Here is a 17,605-nt window from a genome sequence, read left to right as displayed (position 1 = left end):
GGCCCCGCCCGCGAACAGCCCGTCCAGGTGCCGGTCGACGGCCGTGAGCACCGCCGCCGGCGTGACCACGCCCAGCTCCAGGAGGGTGGTGAACCCGGTGAGCGCGAGCAGCAGGTCGGTCTCCACCACCGGATCGCGGTCGGCCGGGACCAGCCCGTCCGCGATCGCCTGCCGCACCACCTGCTCGACCATGGCCCGCCCCTGCAGCAGCCCGCCGCGCGCCCGGGCGTGGACGGACTCGTCGTGCAGCGCCTCCAGCACGTAGGCGGCGCTCATCCGGCTGGTCGCCCGCGCGTCGGCGTGCAGCGGCAGCATCTCGACCAGCATCGCCCGCACCACCTCGCGCGGGTGCGGCCGTTCACCGAGCACCGCCAGCGCCCGGCCGACCCGCAGGGCGCTCTGCTCGCCGGCGAAGTCCATCGCGAAGGCGAGCAGCTTCGCCCGGGAGCCGAAGTAGTGCTGCAGCTGGCCGAGCGAGATGCCCGCCTCCTGGGCGACCTCGCGCAGGGTCAGATGCGTGGCGCCGCGCTGTTCGACAACCCGCCAGAGTGCGCGGGCGATGGTCTCGCGGCGCTCCTGGTGATCCACCTGCTTGGGCACGGCCGGTTGCCCTCCCTCTTCGGAGCCTTTCCCATACGCTTGACATAATACATCTGACTGACAACGCTGGCGGCACCCGACATGAGGAGCGTCCACGTGCTCGTCCAACCCGTCGTCCGCACCACCGAGGGGACCGTCCGCGGCCTGCTGGACCGGGGGCTCGCGGTCTTCCGCGGCATCCCGTACGCCCGGCCGCCGATCGGACCGCTGCGTTTCGCCGCCCCCGCCCCGCCCGAGCGCTGGGACGGCGTCCGCGAGACCGTCGCCTTCGGCCCCGTCGCCCCGCAGTCCGGCCCGCTGCCCGCCGAACCGACCCGGGGCACCGACTGGCTCACGCTCAACGTCTGCACCCCGGACCCGGGCACGGCCGGGCTGCCCGTCTTCGTCTGGATCCACGGCGGCGGGTACCTCTCGGGCACCTCCGGCGACCCGCTGTACGACCCCACCGAACTGGCCGGCGCCGGCCTGGTCGTGGTGAGTGTCAACTACCGGCTGGGCGCGGAGGGTTTCGCCCTGCTGCCGGACGCCCCGGCCAACCGCGCCTTCCTCGACCAGATCGCGGCCCTGGAGTGGGTGCGGCACAACATCGCCGCGTTCGGCGGCGATCCCGACCGGGTGACCGTCGCCGGCCAGTCCGCCGGCGCCGGGTCGGTCGCCGCGCTCCTCACCATGGGCCGGGCCCGCGGCCTGTTCCGCCGGGCCGTCGCCCACACCGTCCCGGGCAACCTCTGCACCCCGGCGCTGGCCACCGAGGTCACTGCCGACCTGGCCCGGCGGCTCGGCACCGCCCCCACCGCCGCCGCCCTGGCCGAGGTCGACCCCTGGCGCCTGGCCTCGGCCGTCACCGACCTGGGCACCACGCTCCCCCACCACCTCGCACGCTGGGGCCGGTTGGCGCAGGGCGGCATCGCCACCGTTCCGGTGGTCGACGGCGAGGTCCTGACCGAGGAGCCCTGGGCGGCACTGGCCACCGGCCGGGCCGCGGGCACCGACCTGCTGGTCGGCCACACCCGCGACGAGTTCCGGCTGTTCACCGTCCTCGCCGGCCGGCACGGCGCCTTCACCGACGACGAGGCCCACACCGCCCTCGACCTGTTCGCCCCGGCCCCGGCCGGCCCGGCCGCCTACCGCGCCGCGCACCCCGGGGCCACCGCCTCGGACCTGCTCGAAGCCGTCAGCTCCGACGCCCTGTTCCGGATGCCATCCCTGGAGCTGGCCGAGGGCAACACCGCGGCCGGCGGCAGCTCGTACCTCTTCGAACTGGCCTTCCCCGCCCCGGCCATGGGCGGGGTGTTCGGCGCCTGCCACGGACTCGACGTGCCGCTCGCCTTCGGCACCCAGGACAGCCCGGTGGGCCGGCACTTCCTCGGCGACCCACCCGCCCCGGAGGCCGTCGAACTCTCCGCCGAACTGCGCCGGGCCTGGATCCGCTTCGCCACCACCGGCGCCCCCGGCTGGCCGGCCCACGAGCCGGACCGACAGCTCACCCGGGTGCTCGACACCCGCTCCCGGACCGTCCGCTACCCCGAGCAGGCCTCCCGCCGGATCTGGGCGGGGCACGCCCCCACCGCCTTCGATCTCGCCCGGGACTGACGGGCGGCGGCGGGGGCGGTCGTTCCGGCAGACCCTCGGACCGGGCGGGCTCAGCGGTGTCAGTGCGACCAGTACGGGTCGTCGACCGTCGCGTACTGGGCGGCGTAGTGCAGTGGTCCTTGGCCGAACCCGTCCTGCAGCTTGTCATCACGGGTGGCGGTCACGTCGGTCAGGGTGGCTCGGACCTCGGCGCACCCGTTGACTCCCACCCCGAGCCCTTCACCTCCACCGAGCAGAACGAGAGTGGGCCGGGTGAGCCGCGTCGCGGCTCACCCGGCCCGGTCGGGTCCCTGTGCTACGGGATCAACTCCGGGCGGGGAGGACCCACTTCTGGGAGGGTCCGCCGTTGCAGTCCCAGAGTGCGAGTCGGGCGCCGTTGGTCGCGCTGCCGAAGGGGACGTCGACGCAGCGGCCGGAGTAGGGGTTGTAGAGGCTGCCGTCCGCCCTGGGCAGGAAGATCTGGTTGGGCGAGAGGTTGCCGCAGTTCCAGAGTTCCAGCGGGGTGCCGCTGGCGGTTCCCATCGCGGTGGCGTCGAGGCAGCCGCCGAGGGTGCGCAGGGTGCCGTCCGGCTGGAAGGTCCAGTGGGCGTTGGTGGAGTTGCAGTCCCAGATCTGGGCGGCGGCGCCGGGGGCGAAGAGGCCGCCGTTGACGTCCAGGCACTTGCCGCTCTGGGCGGCGTAGGTGACGGGGCCGTTGGCGGTGTAGGTGCTCAGGACGCTGTCCGGGCCGGTGGTCCAGGTGTAGTAGGGGTCGGTGGTGGTGGAGTGGCCGGTCCAGATCTGGATGACGCCGTTGGCGGTCATGCCCCACAGGGTGGGTGATCCGGAGCCGGTGAGGTCGCCGTCGGATCCGATCGCCGGCCAGCGGGACGCGGAGACGCCCCAGCCGATCCTGGTGTCGGTGGCGATGCCGGTGAGGGTGGGGAACGGGGCGCCCCCGCCGAACGGGTCGCGGACGGTGACGGTTCCCAGGGTGAAGGTGTAGGCGCGCAGTTCACCCGTCGAGCCCTGGTTGCGTGCCCACAGGCCGGGGTGTCCCTGGCCGGCCCAGTCTCCGGGGGAGATGAGGTCCCAGCCCTTCCAGCCCGTGCCGGCGAGCTTGGTCGGGGAGCCGAGAAGGGCGTCGCCGACGCTCGGGTAGAACCAGAGGGCGCCGGTGCCGTCCGGGCTGCTCTCGACGGTGAACAGGCCGGTGCGGTTCTGGAACTTCTTGCTCGTGTCGAGGTTGCTGCTCTTCGGGTCGCCGCTGGCGGCGACCTGCAGGGTGGTGGACCAGTCGGTGGCGTTGTAGCCGGTGCAGTCGGTCAGGGTCGGGTCGCAGGCCGGCTTGGCGAGGGTGCTGTTGGCGTCGAAGATGTTCGCCACGCCGGGGTTGAGGTAGTAGTAGAGGCTCTTGTCGCCGTCCTTGTGGGCGAAGAGGTCGTCGAGGTTGGTGCCGCCGCGCAGGCTGCCGCGGTGGGTGGTGCGGTAGTTGGCCCAGGAGTCGCCGCCGGGGGACTTGGCTTTGGGCGCCGCGAGCGCAGCCGCCTGCGCGGTGGCGGGGATGCTGTAGGCGCGCAGGTCGCCGTTCGGGTCGGCGGTGAGGATGTCGGGCAGGGCGTCGCCGGTGACGTCGCCGAAGGTCGGGGCCGGGCTGTTCGGGTTCCACGGCACGGAGAAGGAGTACTGGGCGACCGGGGAGAGGTTGCCGGCGTTGTCCTCGGCCTGGACGTAGAGGACGTTGGTGCCCCAGCGTCCGGGGGTCACCGGGATCTGGCCGCTCGGCATGGCGCTGCCGCACTGCCAGGCGGCGTCGCCGAGTTGCGGGTCGAAGCTCCAGCGCAGGCAGACCACACCCGAGGCGGAGCCGACAGCGGGGGCCGGGTCGGTCGCGGTGAACGGGATGGTGCCGCTCTGCCCGGGGTAGATCTGCGCCGTCTGGCCGTTGCCCGAGGGCGGGAACTGCTTGGTGGTGTCGGTGACCGTGGTCGGGAAGCTCAGGGTCGGCGGGGCGAGGTCGACCTTGAAGTAGCAGTCGTAGCTGGGGCCGGAGCGCGGAACGCCGCTCAGCCCGTCCGAGGCGTACATCCGGTAGCCGTAGGCGTGGCCGTCCTTGATCAGGCCGCCGGGGACCTGGAAGGTCGTGGTGCCTCCGTTGGCGACGTCGGCCGTGTCGCCCTGGGCGACGTAGGCGATGCCGCCGGGAGCGCCGTAGTCCCAGAACTGGTCGTACGAGTGGAGCTGGCTCTGGGTGGGGCTGTGGACGGTGGCGCTCAGCGTGACGGCGTTGTTCTGGTCGGAGCCCGCGCCGAGCCAGGCCCAGTGGTCACTGTTGACGTCGCCGCAGGCCAGGTTGGTCCCTGCGGGGTTGGCCGTCCTGGGCGTCGGGGACACGTGGGGGTTGCTCGGAACGTCGGGGATCCGGTCGTACAGGACGGACAGCGCGGGCTGGTAGGTGAAGCGCTTGAAGGCGTACTGGTTGCTCTCGTCGCCGTAGAGGCCGAAGGTCAGCTGGCCGTTGTTGGTGTACTGCTTCACCGCGCCGCTGATGTCGAAGGAGAACGCCACGTTGTCGTGGCACGCGCCCTGGCCCGAGCCACCGACCATGGCGGTGTCGCCGAGCTGACCGCCCACCTGGCCGGGCTGGTTGGACCAGGTCGTGCCGTTGCCGATCGCGCCGGTGAGGAACAGCCGGAGCGGGTAGGTCTGGGTGCAGGACCAGTCGGCGGAGACGTACTCCTGCATCGTCATCGTCGCGGACTTGATGATCGCCCCGTTAAGGGCGCTGATGTCGAACTGGTAGAAGGCGCGCTCGATGTCGGCGGGCGAGCAGCTGCCCCCGTTGGGGTAGGAGCCGCAGACGCCGACGCCCGGGTGGTCGCTGTTGGCGCTGCCCTGGCGCATCCAGTTGTTGGAGCCGTCGTGGGACGACTGGACCCAGGTCCAGCCGTTGCCCGACTGCGACCAGGGCAGGAAGTCGGGGTCGATGTAGTACGGGGCCGTGCCGTGGGCCAGGAGGTCCTGGTCGGGCGTCAGGTCGAGACCCTTGTCGCCCGCCTTGACGGGCATGTCGGCGACCTTGGAGCCCTCGCCGGGGCCGGCGGTGGAGCCGGTGGCGGCGGCCTTGCCGGTGTCCGCGGGGCCGGGGATGTCGGACGGGGCCGCGGCGTGCGCCCGGGGGGTCTTCGTCGCCGGCGCGGTGGAGCTATCCCACATCTGCGGGGTGCGGGCGATCCAGCGGGGCTTGCCGTCCGCGCCGGCGGCGGTGAGGTTGCCGTGCGCGTCGCTCGTGACGGTGACGCCGTCCGTGGCGGTGTCGAAGTGCAGGTTCTTCAGGACCGGATTGGCCGCGGCGGCCTGGGTCTTGACGACGAGGACCGTGGTCAAGCCGCCGGCCTTGGTCGCGGTCACCTTCAGGTCGATGTCGGGCGCGACGGACGGGTACAGCACGCTGTCGCCGCTGACGACCGGCGCGGGCAGCGCGAACGGGGCCGACAGGGCCAGCTTCTTGCCGTCCGCGCTGGTCATGGTCGCCAGCGGCCCGTCCCCGCCCTTGGACAGCACCAACTGACCCGCGGCGGACTTCGGGGAGAACGTGCCGTCCTGGTTGGCCGCGAGGGACGCGTCCAGTTTCTGCCAGGCCCCGTCGCGGCGAACGCGCTGCTGGTCCGGATGAGTAGTGAGGGCGAAATGCCCCTCCGGGGTCGCGGAGGTCTCACTGAATTCGGTCGTGAGCGAGTCGACCGGAACGTTCTTTTGCGTGGCCTTGGCCTCGGCAATGGCCTTCTCCGCCGCACCTGCCGGCGGCTGCGCCTGCTGCTGCGCGGTGGCGGCGTCGGTCGCGGCTTGCGACGGCACCGCCGGCGCATCGGCAGCGTGAGCAGTGAACCCTGAGAGGCCGGTCGTGAGGACCAGAACCGCTGCCGCGGTCACTGCCCTGAGTGGCGCACTCGCGCGTAGCCGTTTTCTGTTCAAAACGGAAATCTCCCCCCAATAAACACAGGAAAGCCTGAACGGACACAGGCCAGGGGGAACCGTAGGGGACGAACGAAGCAGTGGCTAGATCAATCCGATGGCGAAGTTCCCGATGACGGTGAAATGGCCGATTCACGGCACCCGCGAGAAGCCTCGGCCCAGCCGGGGCGGATGACCTGGGCCGGGGCCGGGGAGCTCGACGCGTGGATGACATGTACGCGACATCAAGTCCGGCGTCGGACAGTCCGGAAGGCGACAGCCGGAACGCCTTCCGGGGCTGACCGCGAATGGCAAAGCTTTTTCTCGCCACCGACGACCCACATCCGAGCGGGTGCACCCGAACACCACCTCGACGGGCCTGGCGCGCCCTCGGATCAGGACACATCCACAGTGCCCGATCAGGGATTTCTTCGATACCTCACCCGGGACATGACTCCCGAATTCCAGGAACCGAAATGACCGGAGGATCAGCTGGTGTTCCGTAAAAGTCACTCAGACTTCAGGACAATGACAGAAAGGAGGGGGAGACTGCGCGGACGGCTCGCGGCCGTCGCGACAGCGGCCGTCGTCGGGTCGCTGCTGGCTCCGCTGCCACTAGCGGCGGCCGCGGACGGGCCGGACTATTCGCGCACGTGGTCACCGCCGAACACCGCCCTGCCGAAGACCGCCTCGGTCGCGGGCAAGAACGCCGACCCGGTGGCGGCCCCGAAGCCGGAACATCCGGTGCCGCCGACCTGGGCCCCGCCGAAGGACCCGAAGCCGGTCCCGAGCGGCCACGCCTCGGTGAAGCTCGGATCCGCGCCCGAGGCGCACCCCCTGAAGGAGGGCGAGAAGCCGCAGGCCGGCGACGAGGCGAAGGCCGCCGGGCTCCCGGTCGCTGTCGCGCCGCTGGCGGGCTCGTCGGCCGCGGGCCAGACGATCCAGGTCGAGGTGGCCGACGCCAAGTCCTCGGCGAGCGCCGGGATCCCGGGCGTCGCGGTCACCCTCACCCGCCCCGGCTCCGGCACAACCGATGACGCACCGGTGCGCGTGGGCGTCGACGCCTCCAGTCTGGATGCCGCGTTCGGCGCCAACTGGGCGGCCCGAGCCCACCTGGTGGTCCTGCCCGACTGCGCGACCACGACGCCGCAGGCTTCCGATTGCCACAAGCAGACCCCGCTCGAGTCCCACTACGACCCGGCGACGAAGAAGCTCGTCGCCGACGTCCCGCTGAACGGAACCGGGACCGCCAAGGCTCCCGCCACGAAGACCGCGACCGACGCGAGCCAGAGCGCGGGCCAGAGCGCGGGCCGCGCGGTGTACGCGGGCTCCACGACCACGTCCACCACGGTCGGCGTGGTGTCGGGCGCGTCGAGCGGGGCCGGCAGCTACTCGGCGACTCCCCTCTCGGCTTCCCAGGGTTGGACCGCGGGCGGCTCGTCCGGCGCGTTCACGTACGGGTACCCGGTGCAGGTGCCGTCCGCGCTGGCCGGTTCGGCGCCGACGGTTGCGCTGTCGTACGACTCGGCGTCGGTGGACGGACGCACGTCGTCGACGAACGCGCAGGCCTCCTGGATCGGCGACGGCTGGGACCTCGGTGCCGGCTTCGTCGAGCGTTCCTTCAAGCCCTGCTCCCAGGCCGGGATCACCGGCTCCGGTGACCAGTGCTGGGGCGGCGCGAACCTGACCATGTCCTTCGGCGGCCACTCCGGCCAGCTCGTGCCGGACGACGCCTCCTGCCAGTCCGGCGCGCCCGCCGCGATGGAGCAGGCCGCCTGCACCTGGCGGCTCAAGGGCGACGACGGCACCAAGGTCCAGTTCCTGACCGGCGCCACCAACGGCACCTGGAACGGCTCCTACCTCAAGGTCACCGACACCGCCGGCACCGTGGCCTACTTCGGCCTGAACCACGTACCGGACGCGAACGGCAACCCCACCACCCTCGGCGCGGACAGCGGCTCCGCCTGGACCGTCCCGGTCTACTCCCCCAACAGCGGGGACCCGTGCTACGACCCCGCCAAGGGCCAGGGCTCCTGGTGCCAGACCGCCTGGCGCTGGAACCTCGACTTCGTCGTGGACCCGCACGGCAACCTCACCACCTACACGTACACCCCCGAGACGAACTACTACTCCCGCGGCGGCGCCCAGAACAACGGCAACGGCACCCGCACCGCCTACACCCGCGCCGGCACGCCCGCCACCATCGGCTACGGCCAGCTCCTCTCCGACCAGTTGAACAACAACGGCGCCTACAGCCCCGCCGCGAAGATCGTCTTCAACACCGCCGAGCGCTGCGTCACCTCCACCACGGCCTGCGACCCGTCCCAGCGCACCGCGGCCAACGCGGCGAACTGGCCGGACGTCCCACTCGACCAGCAGTGCGACGCCACCAGCACGTGCTCGGTCTACGGGCCGACGTTCTGGACCACCAAGTGGCTGGCGTCCATCGCCACCCAGGTCCGCGTCAACGGCGCCTACCAGACCGTGGACTCGTACGCGCTCAACCACACGTTCATCAACGTGCAGAACGCCACCGAGAACACCCAGGTCCCCTGGCTCGCCTCCGTCCAGCGCACCGGCCAGGACCCCCAGGCCACCGGCGGCCAGGTCACGCTCCCGCCGGTGTCCTTCACCCCGCAGCTGCTGCCCAACCGCGTCGACGGCACCAACCTCGTGCCCGCGCCGCCCGCCTACAACCGGCCCCGCATCCAGCTGATCACCGCCGAGACCGGCAGCACCACCGGCGTCAACTACGCCGGCGCCGCCTGCTCACGCGCGAACAAGGTCATGCCGGCCTCCGCCGACAGCGACACCCTCTCCTGCTACAACGTGAAGTGGAACCCGCCCGGCTCCGTCGCCGGCGCGGACCCGGTGGACGACTGGTTCCTCAAGTACCCGGTCGCCACCGTCACCGTGAACCCGGCCACCCCGGGCTCGGTACCGCAGACCACCACGTACACCTACGGCAAGGCCGCCTGGCACCGCAACGACTCGCCGGCCACCCAGGACAAGAACCGCACCTGGGACCAGTTCCGCGGCTACGCCAGCGTCACCACCGTGACCGGAAGCGGCAACGACGGCCCCCAGTCGCAGAGTTCGACCACCTTCTACCAGGGCATGGACGGTGACGTCCTTGCCAACGGCACCCGCCGAAGCGTCTCGGCCTCGGGCCCGACGAGCGGCCAGGTCACCGACTCCGACTGGCTCTCCGGCCAGCCCCTGGAGTCCGACACCTACACCCAGGCGGGCGGCAGCATCACCGGCTCCACGGTGAACACCGCGAGCGGCCCGGTCACCACCGCCACCCACAACCAGGGCAGCATGCCCGCCCTCGTCGCCCGGTACGCGAGCACCAACGCGACCACCACGTCACGCTCGTTGAAGGCGGACGGCACCTGGCGCACGACCACCAAGAGCACCACGACCGACCCGGCCCACGGCAACCGCACCACCACCTCGATCGACACCGCGGACGGCCTGCCGGACATCTGTGCCCGCACCACCTACGCGGCCGGCTCGGACCCCCAGGTCCTGGCACTGCCGTCCGAGGTGATCACGGTGTCCGGCGCCAACGCCTGCACCGCCGCACCGACCGCCGCCAACACCGTCTCCTGGGCCAGGACGGCCTACGACGGCCAGCCCATCGGCCGGTTCGGTGCCGTGCACGACGTGACGGCCGTGCAGACGCTCGACCACTTCGACTCCACCGGCACTCCGCAGTTCACCTCGGAGAGCCGGACCTTCGACGGCTACGGGCGCCTGACCTCCGCGACCGACCCGAACGCCACCGACAGCGCGCACCCGAACGGTGCCACCACGACGACCGCGTACACCGCGGCGAAGGCCGGCGAACTGCCGAACACCCTCACGGTCACCGCCCCGGCCCCGGCCGGAGCCAGTGACGCAGCCTCCGGGCGCACCACGACGACCAAGGTGGACCCGGCACGGTTGATCCCCACCAGCGTGACCGACCCCAACGGCCGCACCACCAACCGGGCCTACGACCAACTGGGACGGGCCACCGCTGTGTGGCTCCCGGGCCGTGACACCACTGCTGCTGCCAACGCCACGTTCGCGTACTCGACCCCCGGCGTCGTCAACGGCACCACGGTCCCCCCGACCGTGACCAGCTCCAAGTTGCTGGCGAACGGAGCGTACGCCGTCAGCATCCAGATCATGGACGGCACGGGACGGGTCGTGCAGACCCAGTCCACCCCCGCACTGTCCGCCTACAAGGGCCGGCTGATCACCGACACGGTCTACGACTCACACGGCCGGGTCACCCGGGCCAACAGCCCCTGGTACAACAACGACGCCGCCCCGAGCACCACGCCGTACCTGACCACCACCCAGCAGGCCCCGGCCCAGACCTACACCGTCTACGACGGCCTCGGCCGGCCGGTGACGCAGCAGTTGGTCGCCTACGGCGTGGTCCAGTCCACGACCACCACCGCCTATCCCGGCGCCGACCGCACCGACGTCACGCCGCCCGCGGGCGCCACACCGACCTCGACCGTCACCGACACCCGCGGCCAGAAGACCCAACTCTGGCAGTACAAGACGGCCACCGCCACCGGCAACCAGGCCGACGCGGACGTGACCTCCTTCACCTACACGGCCGACGGCCGCCTCGCCACCCACAAGGACGCCGCGGGCAACACCTGGACCCGCAGCTACGACCAGCGCGGCCGCGAGACCGCGCTGTCCGACCCGGACACCGGCACCAGCGCCAAGACCTACGACACCGCAGGCCGACTGGCATCGACCACCGACGCGCGCGGGCAGAGCATCGCCTACACCTACGACCTGCTCGGCCGCGTCACCGGCACCTACTCGGGAACGGTCGCACCGGCCAACCAGCTGACCGGCTCCACCTACGACACCGTCCTCAAGGGCCAGCCCGCGACCTCGACCCGCTACGTCAACGGGGCCTCCGGCACCGCCTACACCAGCTCCGTACTGGAGTACGACACCGCCTACCACCCCACCAAGACCACCACCACCATCCCCGGCACCGAGATCGGCCAGGGCACCACTCCCTTCACCTACACCTACCAGGCGATCTACGACCCGATCACCGGCGCCCTGACCGACGACAAGCGCTCGGCCGTCGGCGACATCGCCGAAGAGGTCGTCCACTACACGTACGACACCAACGGCCCGCTGCGCACCTACGGCACCGGCACCACCACGTACGACCTGTCCTCGGACTGGGACGCCTACGGCCGCAACATCCGCTCCACCATGAACCCGTGGGGCACCCAGATCGTCGTCACCAACACCTACGACGAATCCACCGGCCGCCAGCTGTCGCAGTTCGTCGACAAGCAGACCGCAGCCACCGGCGCCGTCCAGCAGACCACCTACGCCTACAACGCGGCGGGGCAGATCACGGCGGTCCGGAACATCCCGGACAACACCCCGACCTCCACGGACCTCCAGTGCTTCGGCTACGACTACCTCGGCCGCCTCACCAACGCCTGGACGGACACCGGAACACTCACCCAGGCCGCCCAACCCACGGTCGGCGGCATCGGCGCCTGCGCCAACTCCACACCCACCAGCGGCGCCCAGGCCCCGCTGAAGACCACGGTCGGCGGCCCCGCCGCGTACTGGCAGAGCTACGGCTACGACCTCACCGGCAACCGCACCCAGCTCGTCCAGCACGACCCCGCCGGTGACACCACCAAGGACACCACCACCAACCAGACCTTCCCGGCCCCCGGGACCGTCAACACCCCGACCACCGCCCCCAACACCGGCGGCGGCACCGGCGGCACCCACGCCCTGACCGGCACCACCACCACGACGCCGACCGGCACCACCGGCAGCAGCGCCCAGTACGACGCGGCGGGCAACACCACCACCGTCACCGACACCTCCGGCACCGCCACCCTGACCTGGAACAGCGAGAGCAAGCTCGCCTCCTACACCAAAACGGGCACCGCCGGACCGACCACCTACCTCTACGACGCCACCGGCAACCAGCTCATCCGCCGCGACCCCGGCAAGACCACCATCACGCTCGGCAACGACGAACTGGTCTACGACAGCACCGCCAACAGCGTCACCGGCGTCCGCTCCTACCAGATCCCCGGCGGCACCACCCTGGTCCGCCAGGGCGGCAAGTCCACCTACCAGATCGCCGACCACCACGGCACCGGCACCCTCGCCCTCGACGGCACCACCCTCACCGAGACCCGGCGCCCCTCCGACCCCTTCGGCAACCCCCGCGGCACCCAGCCCACCACCTGGGCCGGCGACCACGGCTACGTCGGCGGCACCAAGGACGACGCCACCGGCCTCACCAACCTCGGCGCCCGCCAGTACGACCCCGTCCACGGGCGCTTCCTCAGCCCCGACCCCGTCGTCGACCTCGCGTCCCCACAGCAGTGGAACGGGTACGGCTACAGCAACAACAACCCCGTCAACCTCAGCGACCCCACCGGCCTGCGCCCCGAGGGCACCTGCGGCGGCTTCGGCACCTGCGAGACCCCGCAGGGCACCCTCGTCGAGGAGACCTGGACCTCGAACCACGGGGTATGGACCGACACCATCCGCAAGACCCCGCTGTGGCTGCGCGTCGGGGCGAGCCACTCCTCCCGCAAGCCCAACATCTGCAACAACGAGGCGAAGATCTGCGACTTCTTCAGGTATGCGGAGAAACACACGAGCATCTGCAAGGAAGTCGGCTGCGGCGTCTACCGGACCACGTCCTATCCCCCCAACGGCGCCGACGCCCACAACATCCTCGGGATGTGGCTGCTCAACCAGTTCGGAACCGACAAGGTGAACTTCGGCGCGGGCGACCCGTTGGTGAACGATCTCGCCAAGCAGTCCCAGGTGAAAACCCTCAGTGACAGACTGCTCAAGAACTATCAAGAGAATGGAAACAATGCGATCGGCAAGGACGATACCGAGTCCTACGAGGACGTCGGCCCCCAGTTCAAGACCTTGCCTCACTGGAAGAACGTGCTGATCGGGGCCGCCAACGACCTCGCCGGTACGCTGACCGACGGATTGTTGGGCACCAACGGCGAAGCCAAGTCGGTGATGGGATCGTTCACGGTGCACGGACGAATCACCAGTGTCGAACCGGCACGGGACGGCTACCGCGTCGTGAACATGACCTTCACCGTGGACGACCACTGGGACTGGAACTCGGCAAGCAAGGTGCTACCGAGGGGCGCGCCCTCGCCCGCGCCCTGGTGGACCGGGTTGAAGCTCGGCAACCCGGTCGAGAACCACTTCGAGTGGGGATATCGAACCATCCTCGCCCCCGGAGACTGATCACCGTTCCGGCCGTGCCTGCTGCGCGAGCAGCAGGCACGGCCGCCCGGCGTCGGGCTCCCGGTGCCGGCGCCGGCTCAGCCCTTGACGACGCCCAGGGGGACCAGGCGGGCCACCTGGCGGGCGAGGCCGGCGGCCTCGGTGACGGCGGCCACCGCGTCGACGTCCTTGTACGCCTCCGGCGCCTCCTCGGCGAGCGCCCGCAGCGAGGCCGGGCGGACGGCCACCCCGTGCGCCTCCAGGTCGTGCTTCAGCTGCTCGCCGCGCACCGTCCGCAGCGCCTGGTGGCGGCTCCAGACCCGCCCGGCGCCGTGGCAGGCGGAGCGGAAGGCCTCGTTGCCGGGCAGGCCGACCATCACGTACGAGGCGGTGCCCATCGTGCCCGGCACCAGCACCGGCTGGCCGGCCGCGCGCAGGTCGGCCGGCAGTTCGGGGTCGCCCGGCGGCAGGGCGCGGGTGGCGCCCTTGCGGTGGACGCACAGGGTGCGCGCGACGCCGTCCACCTCGTGGGTCTCCAGCTTGGCGAGGTTGTGCGAGACGTCGTAGACCAGCTCCAGGCCGACGCCGAGGGCGGCGGCGAAGGCCCGGCGGGCCGCCTCGGAGAGCAGCTGGCGGTTGGCCCGGCCGTAGTTGGCGGCGGCGGTCATCGCGCCCAGGTAGGCGCGGCCGCGTGCGGAGTCGACCGGGGTGCAGGCGAGTTGGCGGTCCGGCAGCTCGATCCGGTGGCGGTGCAGTTCGCGGTCCATGGCACGGACGTGGTCGGTGCAGATCTGGTGGCCGAGGCCGCGCGAACCGCAGTGGATCATCACGCAGACCTGGCCCGGCCGCAGCCCGAAAGCGGCGGCCGTCGACGCGTCGTGCACCCGGTCGACGGCCTGCACCTCCAGGAAGTGGTTGGCCGAGCCGAGGCTGCCGACCTGCTGCAGCCCGCGCTCGACGGCCCGGGTGCTCACCTCGGCGGGGGCGGCGCCGGCCAGCACGCCGCCGTCCTCGCAGCGCTCCAGGTCGCGCGGCACGCCGTGGCCGTGCTCGACGGCGTAGCGGGCGCCGCCGAGCAGCAGGTCGTCGAGCTCCGCCGGGCCGTCGAGCTCCCACAGGCCGCCCCGGCCGAGGCCGCGCGGGACCATCCGGTCCAGCAGGTCCATCAGGCGGGCGATCCGCTCCGGGCCGACCTCCTCGCGGGTCACGCCGGCCGCCAGCAGCCGGACCCCGCAGGAGATGTCGAAGCCGACGCCGCCGGGCGAGACCACCCCGCCCCGCTCGACGTCGGTGGCCGCGACCCCGCCGATCGGGAAGCCGTAGCCCCAGTGCACGTCGGGCATCGCGTAGGAGGCACGGACGATGCCGGGCAGCGCCGCCACGTTGGCGACCTGCTCCAGCGCCTTGTCCCCGGCGGCCTGCGGCAGCAGCGCGCCGGTGGCGAACACGACGCCGGGCACCCGCATCGGCGGGCGCGGTTCGATCCGCCAGCGGTTGCGGCCCGCCTCGGCCAGGACGATCTCCATCGCGCTCACCCGGCTTCCGGCTGTTCAGACGTCGACGGTGGCCCGGCAGGTCCAGCCGTCCGGGCCGCCGCTCAGGTCGAGGTCGTGCAGCGAGACGGCCTTCGGCACGGCGCCCACCAGGGCGGCGGTGGCGGCGTCGGCCATCCGGAAGCGCACCTCGATGCTGCGGGCACCGTCCAGGCCGCGGATCGGGCCGAGGGCCAGCGCGGCGGGCAGCTCGCCGGTCGCGTCCATCCGGTAGACCACCTCCTCCAGCACGCCGGCCAGCAGGTCGGCGTCGCTCGCCCCGAAGACGGTGCAGCCGCGCTCCCCCACGATCCGGGCGCCCTCCAGGTCGGCGAAGCTGCCCACCACGGCGCGCACCAGCTCGCCGATGCAGCCCTCGGGCGTCGGCGCCCACGCCTCCACCCGCAGGTCAGCGGTGTGCGGCACGCTCCGGTGGCCGCTGCGGCCGGTCGGGCCGGGGCCGTCCATCCGTCCTCGCCTCCCAGGGGCGGGCATCCGTCCCCTCCCAGCGTGGTCCTGCGGGCCGGTCCGGGGCAAGCCGCCGCGGTCAGCCGCGCACCGATGCCAGGTAGGCCGCGGTCAGCTCGGGCGTGGCCAGCCAGGCCTCGTGGTCGCTCGGCTCCGCGTAGGTGTTGGCGAACCGGTCGGCGACCGCCCGGTGCTCGGCGGCGGCGGCGAACACGGCCTGCAGGTGGTCGGGCATGCCGAGCAGGTCGGCGGTGAGCCGGACGCCGTGCCGGGCGTGCCGCTGCCAGAACCGCTCGGCGGTGCGGCACATCCAGTCGGCGGTGAAGGGCGCGTCGCCGTGCTCGACGATGGCGCGCCGGTAGGCCTCGGCCGCGCGGGCGGCGCTGTTGGCGCCCTGGCCGGTGATCGGGTCGTTGACGACGACGGCGTCACCGAGGCCGAGCACGTGGACGCCGTCGACGCCGGAGCCGAGCTCCGCCACCGGCCGCCGCACGACCGGGGTGACGGCCCCGGAGAGCCCGGCCAGCGCGTCGGTCGGCTCGGCCTGCCTCCAGAGCTCCGCCTCCCAGGGCAGGTACTCGGCCAACAGCGCCCGCATCCGGGCCAGTTGGACGTCGGGCGCGGGGTGGTCGCCGAAGGCGTCGAGCGGGCCGCCGGGCAGCGACTCCCAGAGCAGGATGTCGCACGGGCCGGACAGGGTGAGCGCCGGCTGCAGGTACAACTCGCCGAGCCCGGGCAGCGCGTGCATCCGAGCTCTGGGCTCGGTCGCCGGATCCGGCGAGCCGACGCCGTGCACGTACAGGCAGGACAGCGTGCGCTGCGGCCGGTCGAAGGGCGAGCGGGCGGCGTCGCGTTCGAAGATCCCGGCGAGTTCGCCGCGCCCGGCCGCGACCACCGTCAGGTCGTGCCGGCGGGCGAGTGCGCGCAGCCCGTCGCGGTCGAGCGAGCGGTACTCGATCCGGCCGCCGCGCTCGGCGAGGAGTTCCAGCCAGTGGGCCAGCTTGAGCCGCTGGTCGACGGACTGGGCCGGGTCGTCCAGGGTCATGGTGAATTCGAGCGCCTTCACCCCGGGCGGGGCGGCGAGCACCGAGCGGACGGCGTGCACGGCGGGCGCCCGGTCGGCCCACAGGTCGAGCCCGGCGGCCGCCTCGATCCGCAGCGCCGGGCCGAACATCGCCTGGGTGGACAGCACCCGCCCGCCGCGCACCTGCTCGGGCGTCCGCTCGGCGACCAGCGTCACCTCGTACCCGTCCGCCACCAGCCCGAGCGCGAGCTGCAGGCCGGCCTGGCCCGCTCCGACGACGGCGATCCGGCGCATGGGCGGCCTCCCGAGGGCTCTTCCGATCAGTTCTGACGGAACGTCAGCCTCGCACAGTAGCCGAGCGGGCCTGGCCCGTCACCAGGGCGGAGGGGCTCGCCGCGATCACGCGTCCAGGCAGGCGGTGATCAGCGCGGCCACCGCCTCGACCTGCTCCGCCACGTAGAAGTGGCCACCCGGGAAGACCCGCAGGTCGAAGCCGCCGGTGGTGTGCCGCGCCCACGGGGCGGCCTGGTCGACGGTCGCGTTCGGGTCGCTCTCCCCGACCAGGGCGATGATCGGTTGCGGCACGGTGGCGTCCGGCTCGCAGCGGTAGGTCTCGATGGCGGTGTAGTCGGCGCGCAGCGACGGGAGGATCACCTCGCGCAGCGCGGGGACGGCGAGGATGCGCTCGTCCGTGCCGCCGAGCCGGGTGATCTCCCGGAGCAGGCCGTCGTCCGAGAGCGTGTGCGTCTCGCTGTCGCGGGGCAGCGAGGGCGCGCGGCCCGCCGAGGCGAACAGCAGCCGGGGGCCGGGCACGCCGTCGCGGGCGAAGCGCCGGGCCACCTCGAAGGCGACGGCGCTGCCCATGCTGTGCCCGAACAGGACGAGCGGGCGGTCCGCCCAGGCCCGCAGCTCCTGGTAGACGCGTTCGGCCAGCTCCGGCACCGAGCGGATGCCCGGCTCGGCGAGCCGGTTCTGCCGGCCCGGGTACTGGACGGCGAGCACGTCGGCGTACGGCGCGAGGGCGTTGACGTGGTCCAGGTAGTAGCCGGCCGACCCGCCCGCGTGCGGGAAGATCACGACCCGGGCGGGGGCGTCGTCGTTCGGCTGGAACCGGCGGAACCACGGGCTCTCGACGGCGGCGCTGCGACTGGGCATGCGGGGGTGGGGCCTCTCTCCGGGGCGGGCG

At 72.4% G+C, this 17,605-nt stretch carries 8 protein-coding genes; 2 read left to right on the top strand and 6 right to left on the bottom strand.

The window, feature by feature from the left end; translation table 11 throughout:
- Positions 1-600 (bottom strand): TetR/AcrR family transcriptional regulator (locus VM95_RS09510; RefSeq protein WP_052707236.1); only part of this gene is annotated, 600 nt, incomplete at its 3' end.
- Between the two features lie 96 nt (positions 601-696).
- Between VM95_RS09510 and VM95_RS09505 the strand changes: the two genes are divergently transcribed.
- A complete protein-coding gene (locus VM95_RS09505; protein WP_107072899.1) occupies positions 697-2,193 on the top strand; it encodes a carboxylesterase/lipase family protein in 1,497 nt (498 codons plus the stop codon).
- A gap of 303 nt (positions 2,194-2,496) precedes the next feature.
- Here the strand turns inward: VM95_RS09505 and VM95_RS09500 are convergent, their stop codons facing one another.
- Positions 2,497-6,030 (bottom strand): ricin-type beta-trefoil lectin domain protein, encoded by a 3,534-nt coding sequence (locus VM95_RS09500; protein WP_045694009.1) that lies wholly within the window; start codon positions 6,028-6,030, stop codon positions 2,497-2,499.
- A gap of 624 nt (positions 6,031-6,654) precedes the next feature.
- Here VM95_RS09500 and VM95_RS09495 point away from each other — a divergent pair.
- The gene (locus tag VM95_RS09495) at positions 6,655-13,416 is read left to right on the top strand and encodes an RHS repeat-associated core domain-containing protein (RefSeq protein ID WP_157882021.1); all 6,762 of its coding nucleotides are present in this window, start codon (positions 6,655-6,657) and stop codon (positions 13,414-13,416) included.
- 77 nt (positions 13,417-13,493) lie between these two features.
- Here VM95_RS09495 and VM95_RS09490 read toward each other — a convergent pair whose 3' ends face one another.
- The 4 genes from VM95_RS09490 to VM95_RS09475 form a co-directional block, all read right to left on the bottom strand.
- Positions 13,494-14,921, bottom strand: coding sequence for an RtcB family protein (locus tag VM95_RS09490; protein ID WP_045694006.1), 1,428 nt, complete (start codon positions 14,919-14,921; stop codon positions 13,494-13,496).
- A 24-nt stretch (positions 14,922-14,945) separates the two neighbouring features.
- Positions 14,946-15,395 carry an archease gene (locus VM95_RS09485; RefSeq protein ID WP_045694003.1) on the bottom strand — a complete coding sequence of 150 codons (450 nt, stop codon included), beginning with the start codon at positions 15,393-15,395 and terminating at the stop codon, positions 14,946-14,948.
- 79 nt (positions 15,396-15,474) lie between these two features.
- Positions 15,475-16,713: a styrene monooxygenase/indole monooxygenase family protein gene (locus VM95_RS09480; protein ID WP_045694001.1), complete on the bottom strand. Its 1,239-nt coding sequence runs from the start codon at positions 16,711-16,713 to the stop codon at positions 15,475-15,477.
- Positions 16,714-16,818: 105 nt separating this feature from the next.
- On the bottom strand, positions 16,819-17,574 hold the full coding sequence (locus VM95_RS09475) for a thioesterase II family protein (protein WP_045693999.1): 756 nt from the start codon (positions 17,572-17,574) through the stop codon (positions 16,819-16,821).
- Positions 17,575-17,605 lie beyond the last annotated feature (31 nt).

Origin of the sequence: Streptomyces rubellomurinus (assembly GCF_000961885.1) — a bacterium.
Taxonomy (GTDB): Bacteria; Actinomycetota; Actinomycetes; order Streptomycetales; family Streptomycetaceae; genus Kitasatospora; species Kitasatospora rubellomurina.
Note: the sequence above shows the minus strand (reverse complement) of the source record. Positions and strands in the feature narration are given on the sequence as shown.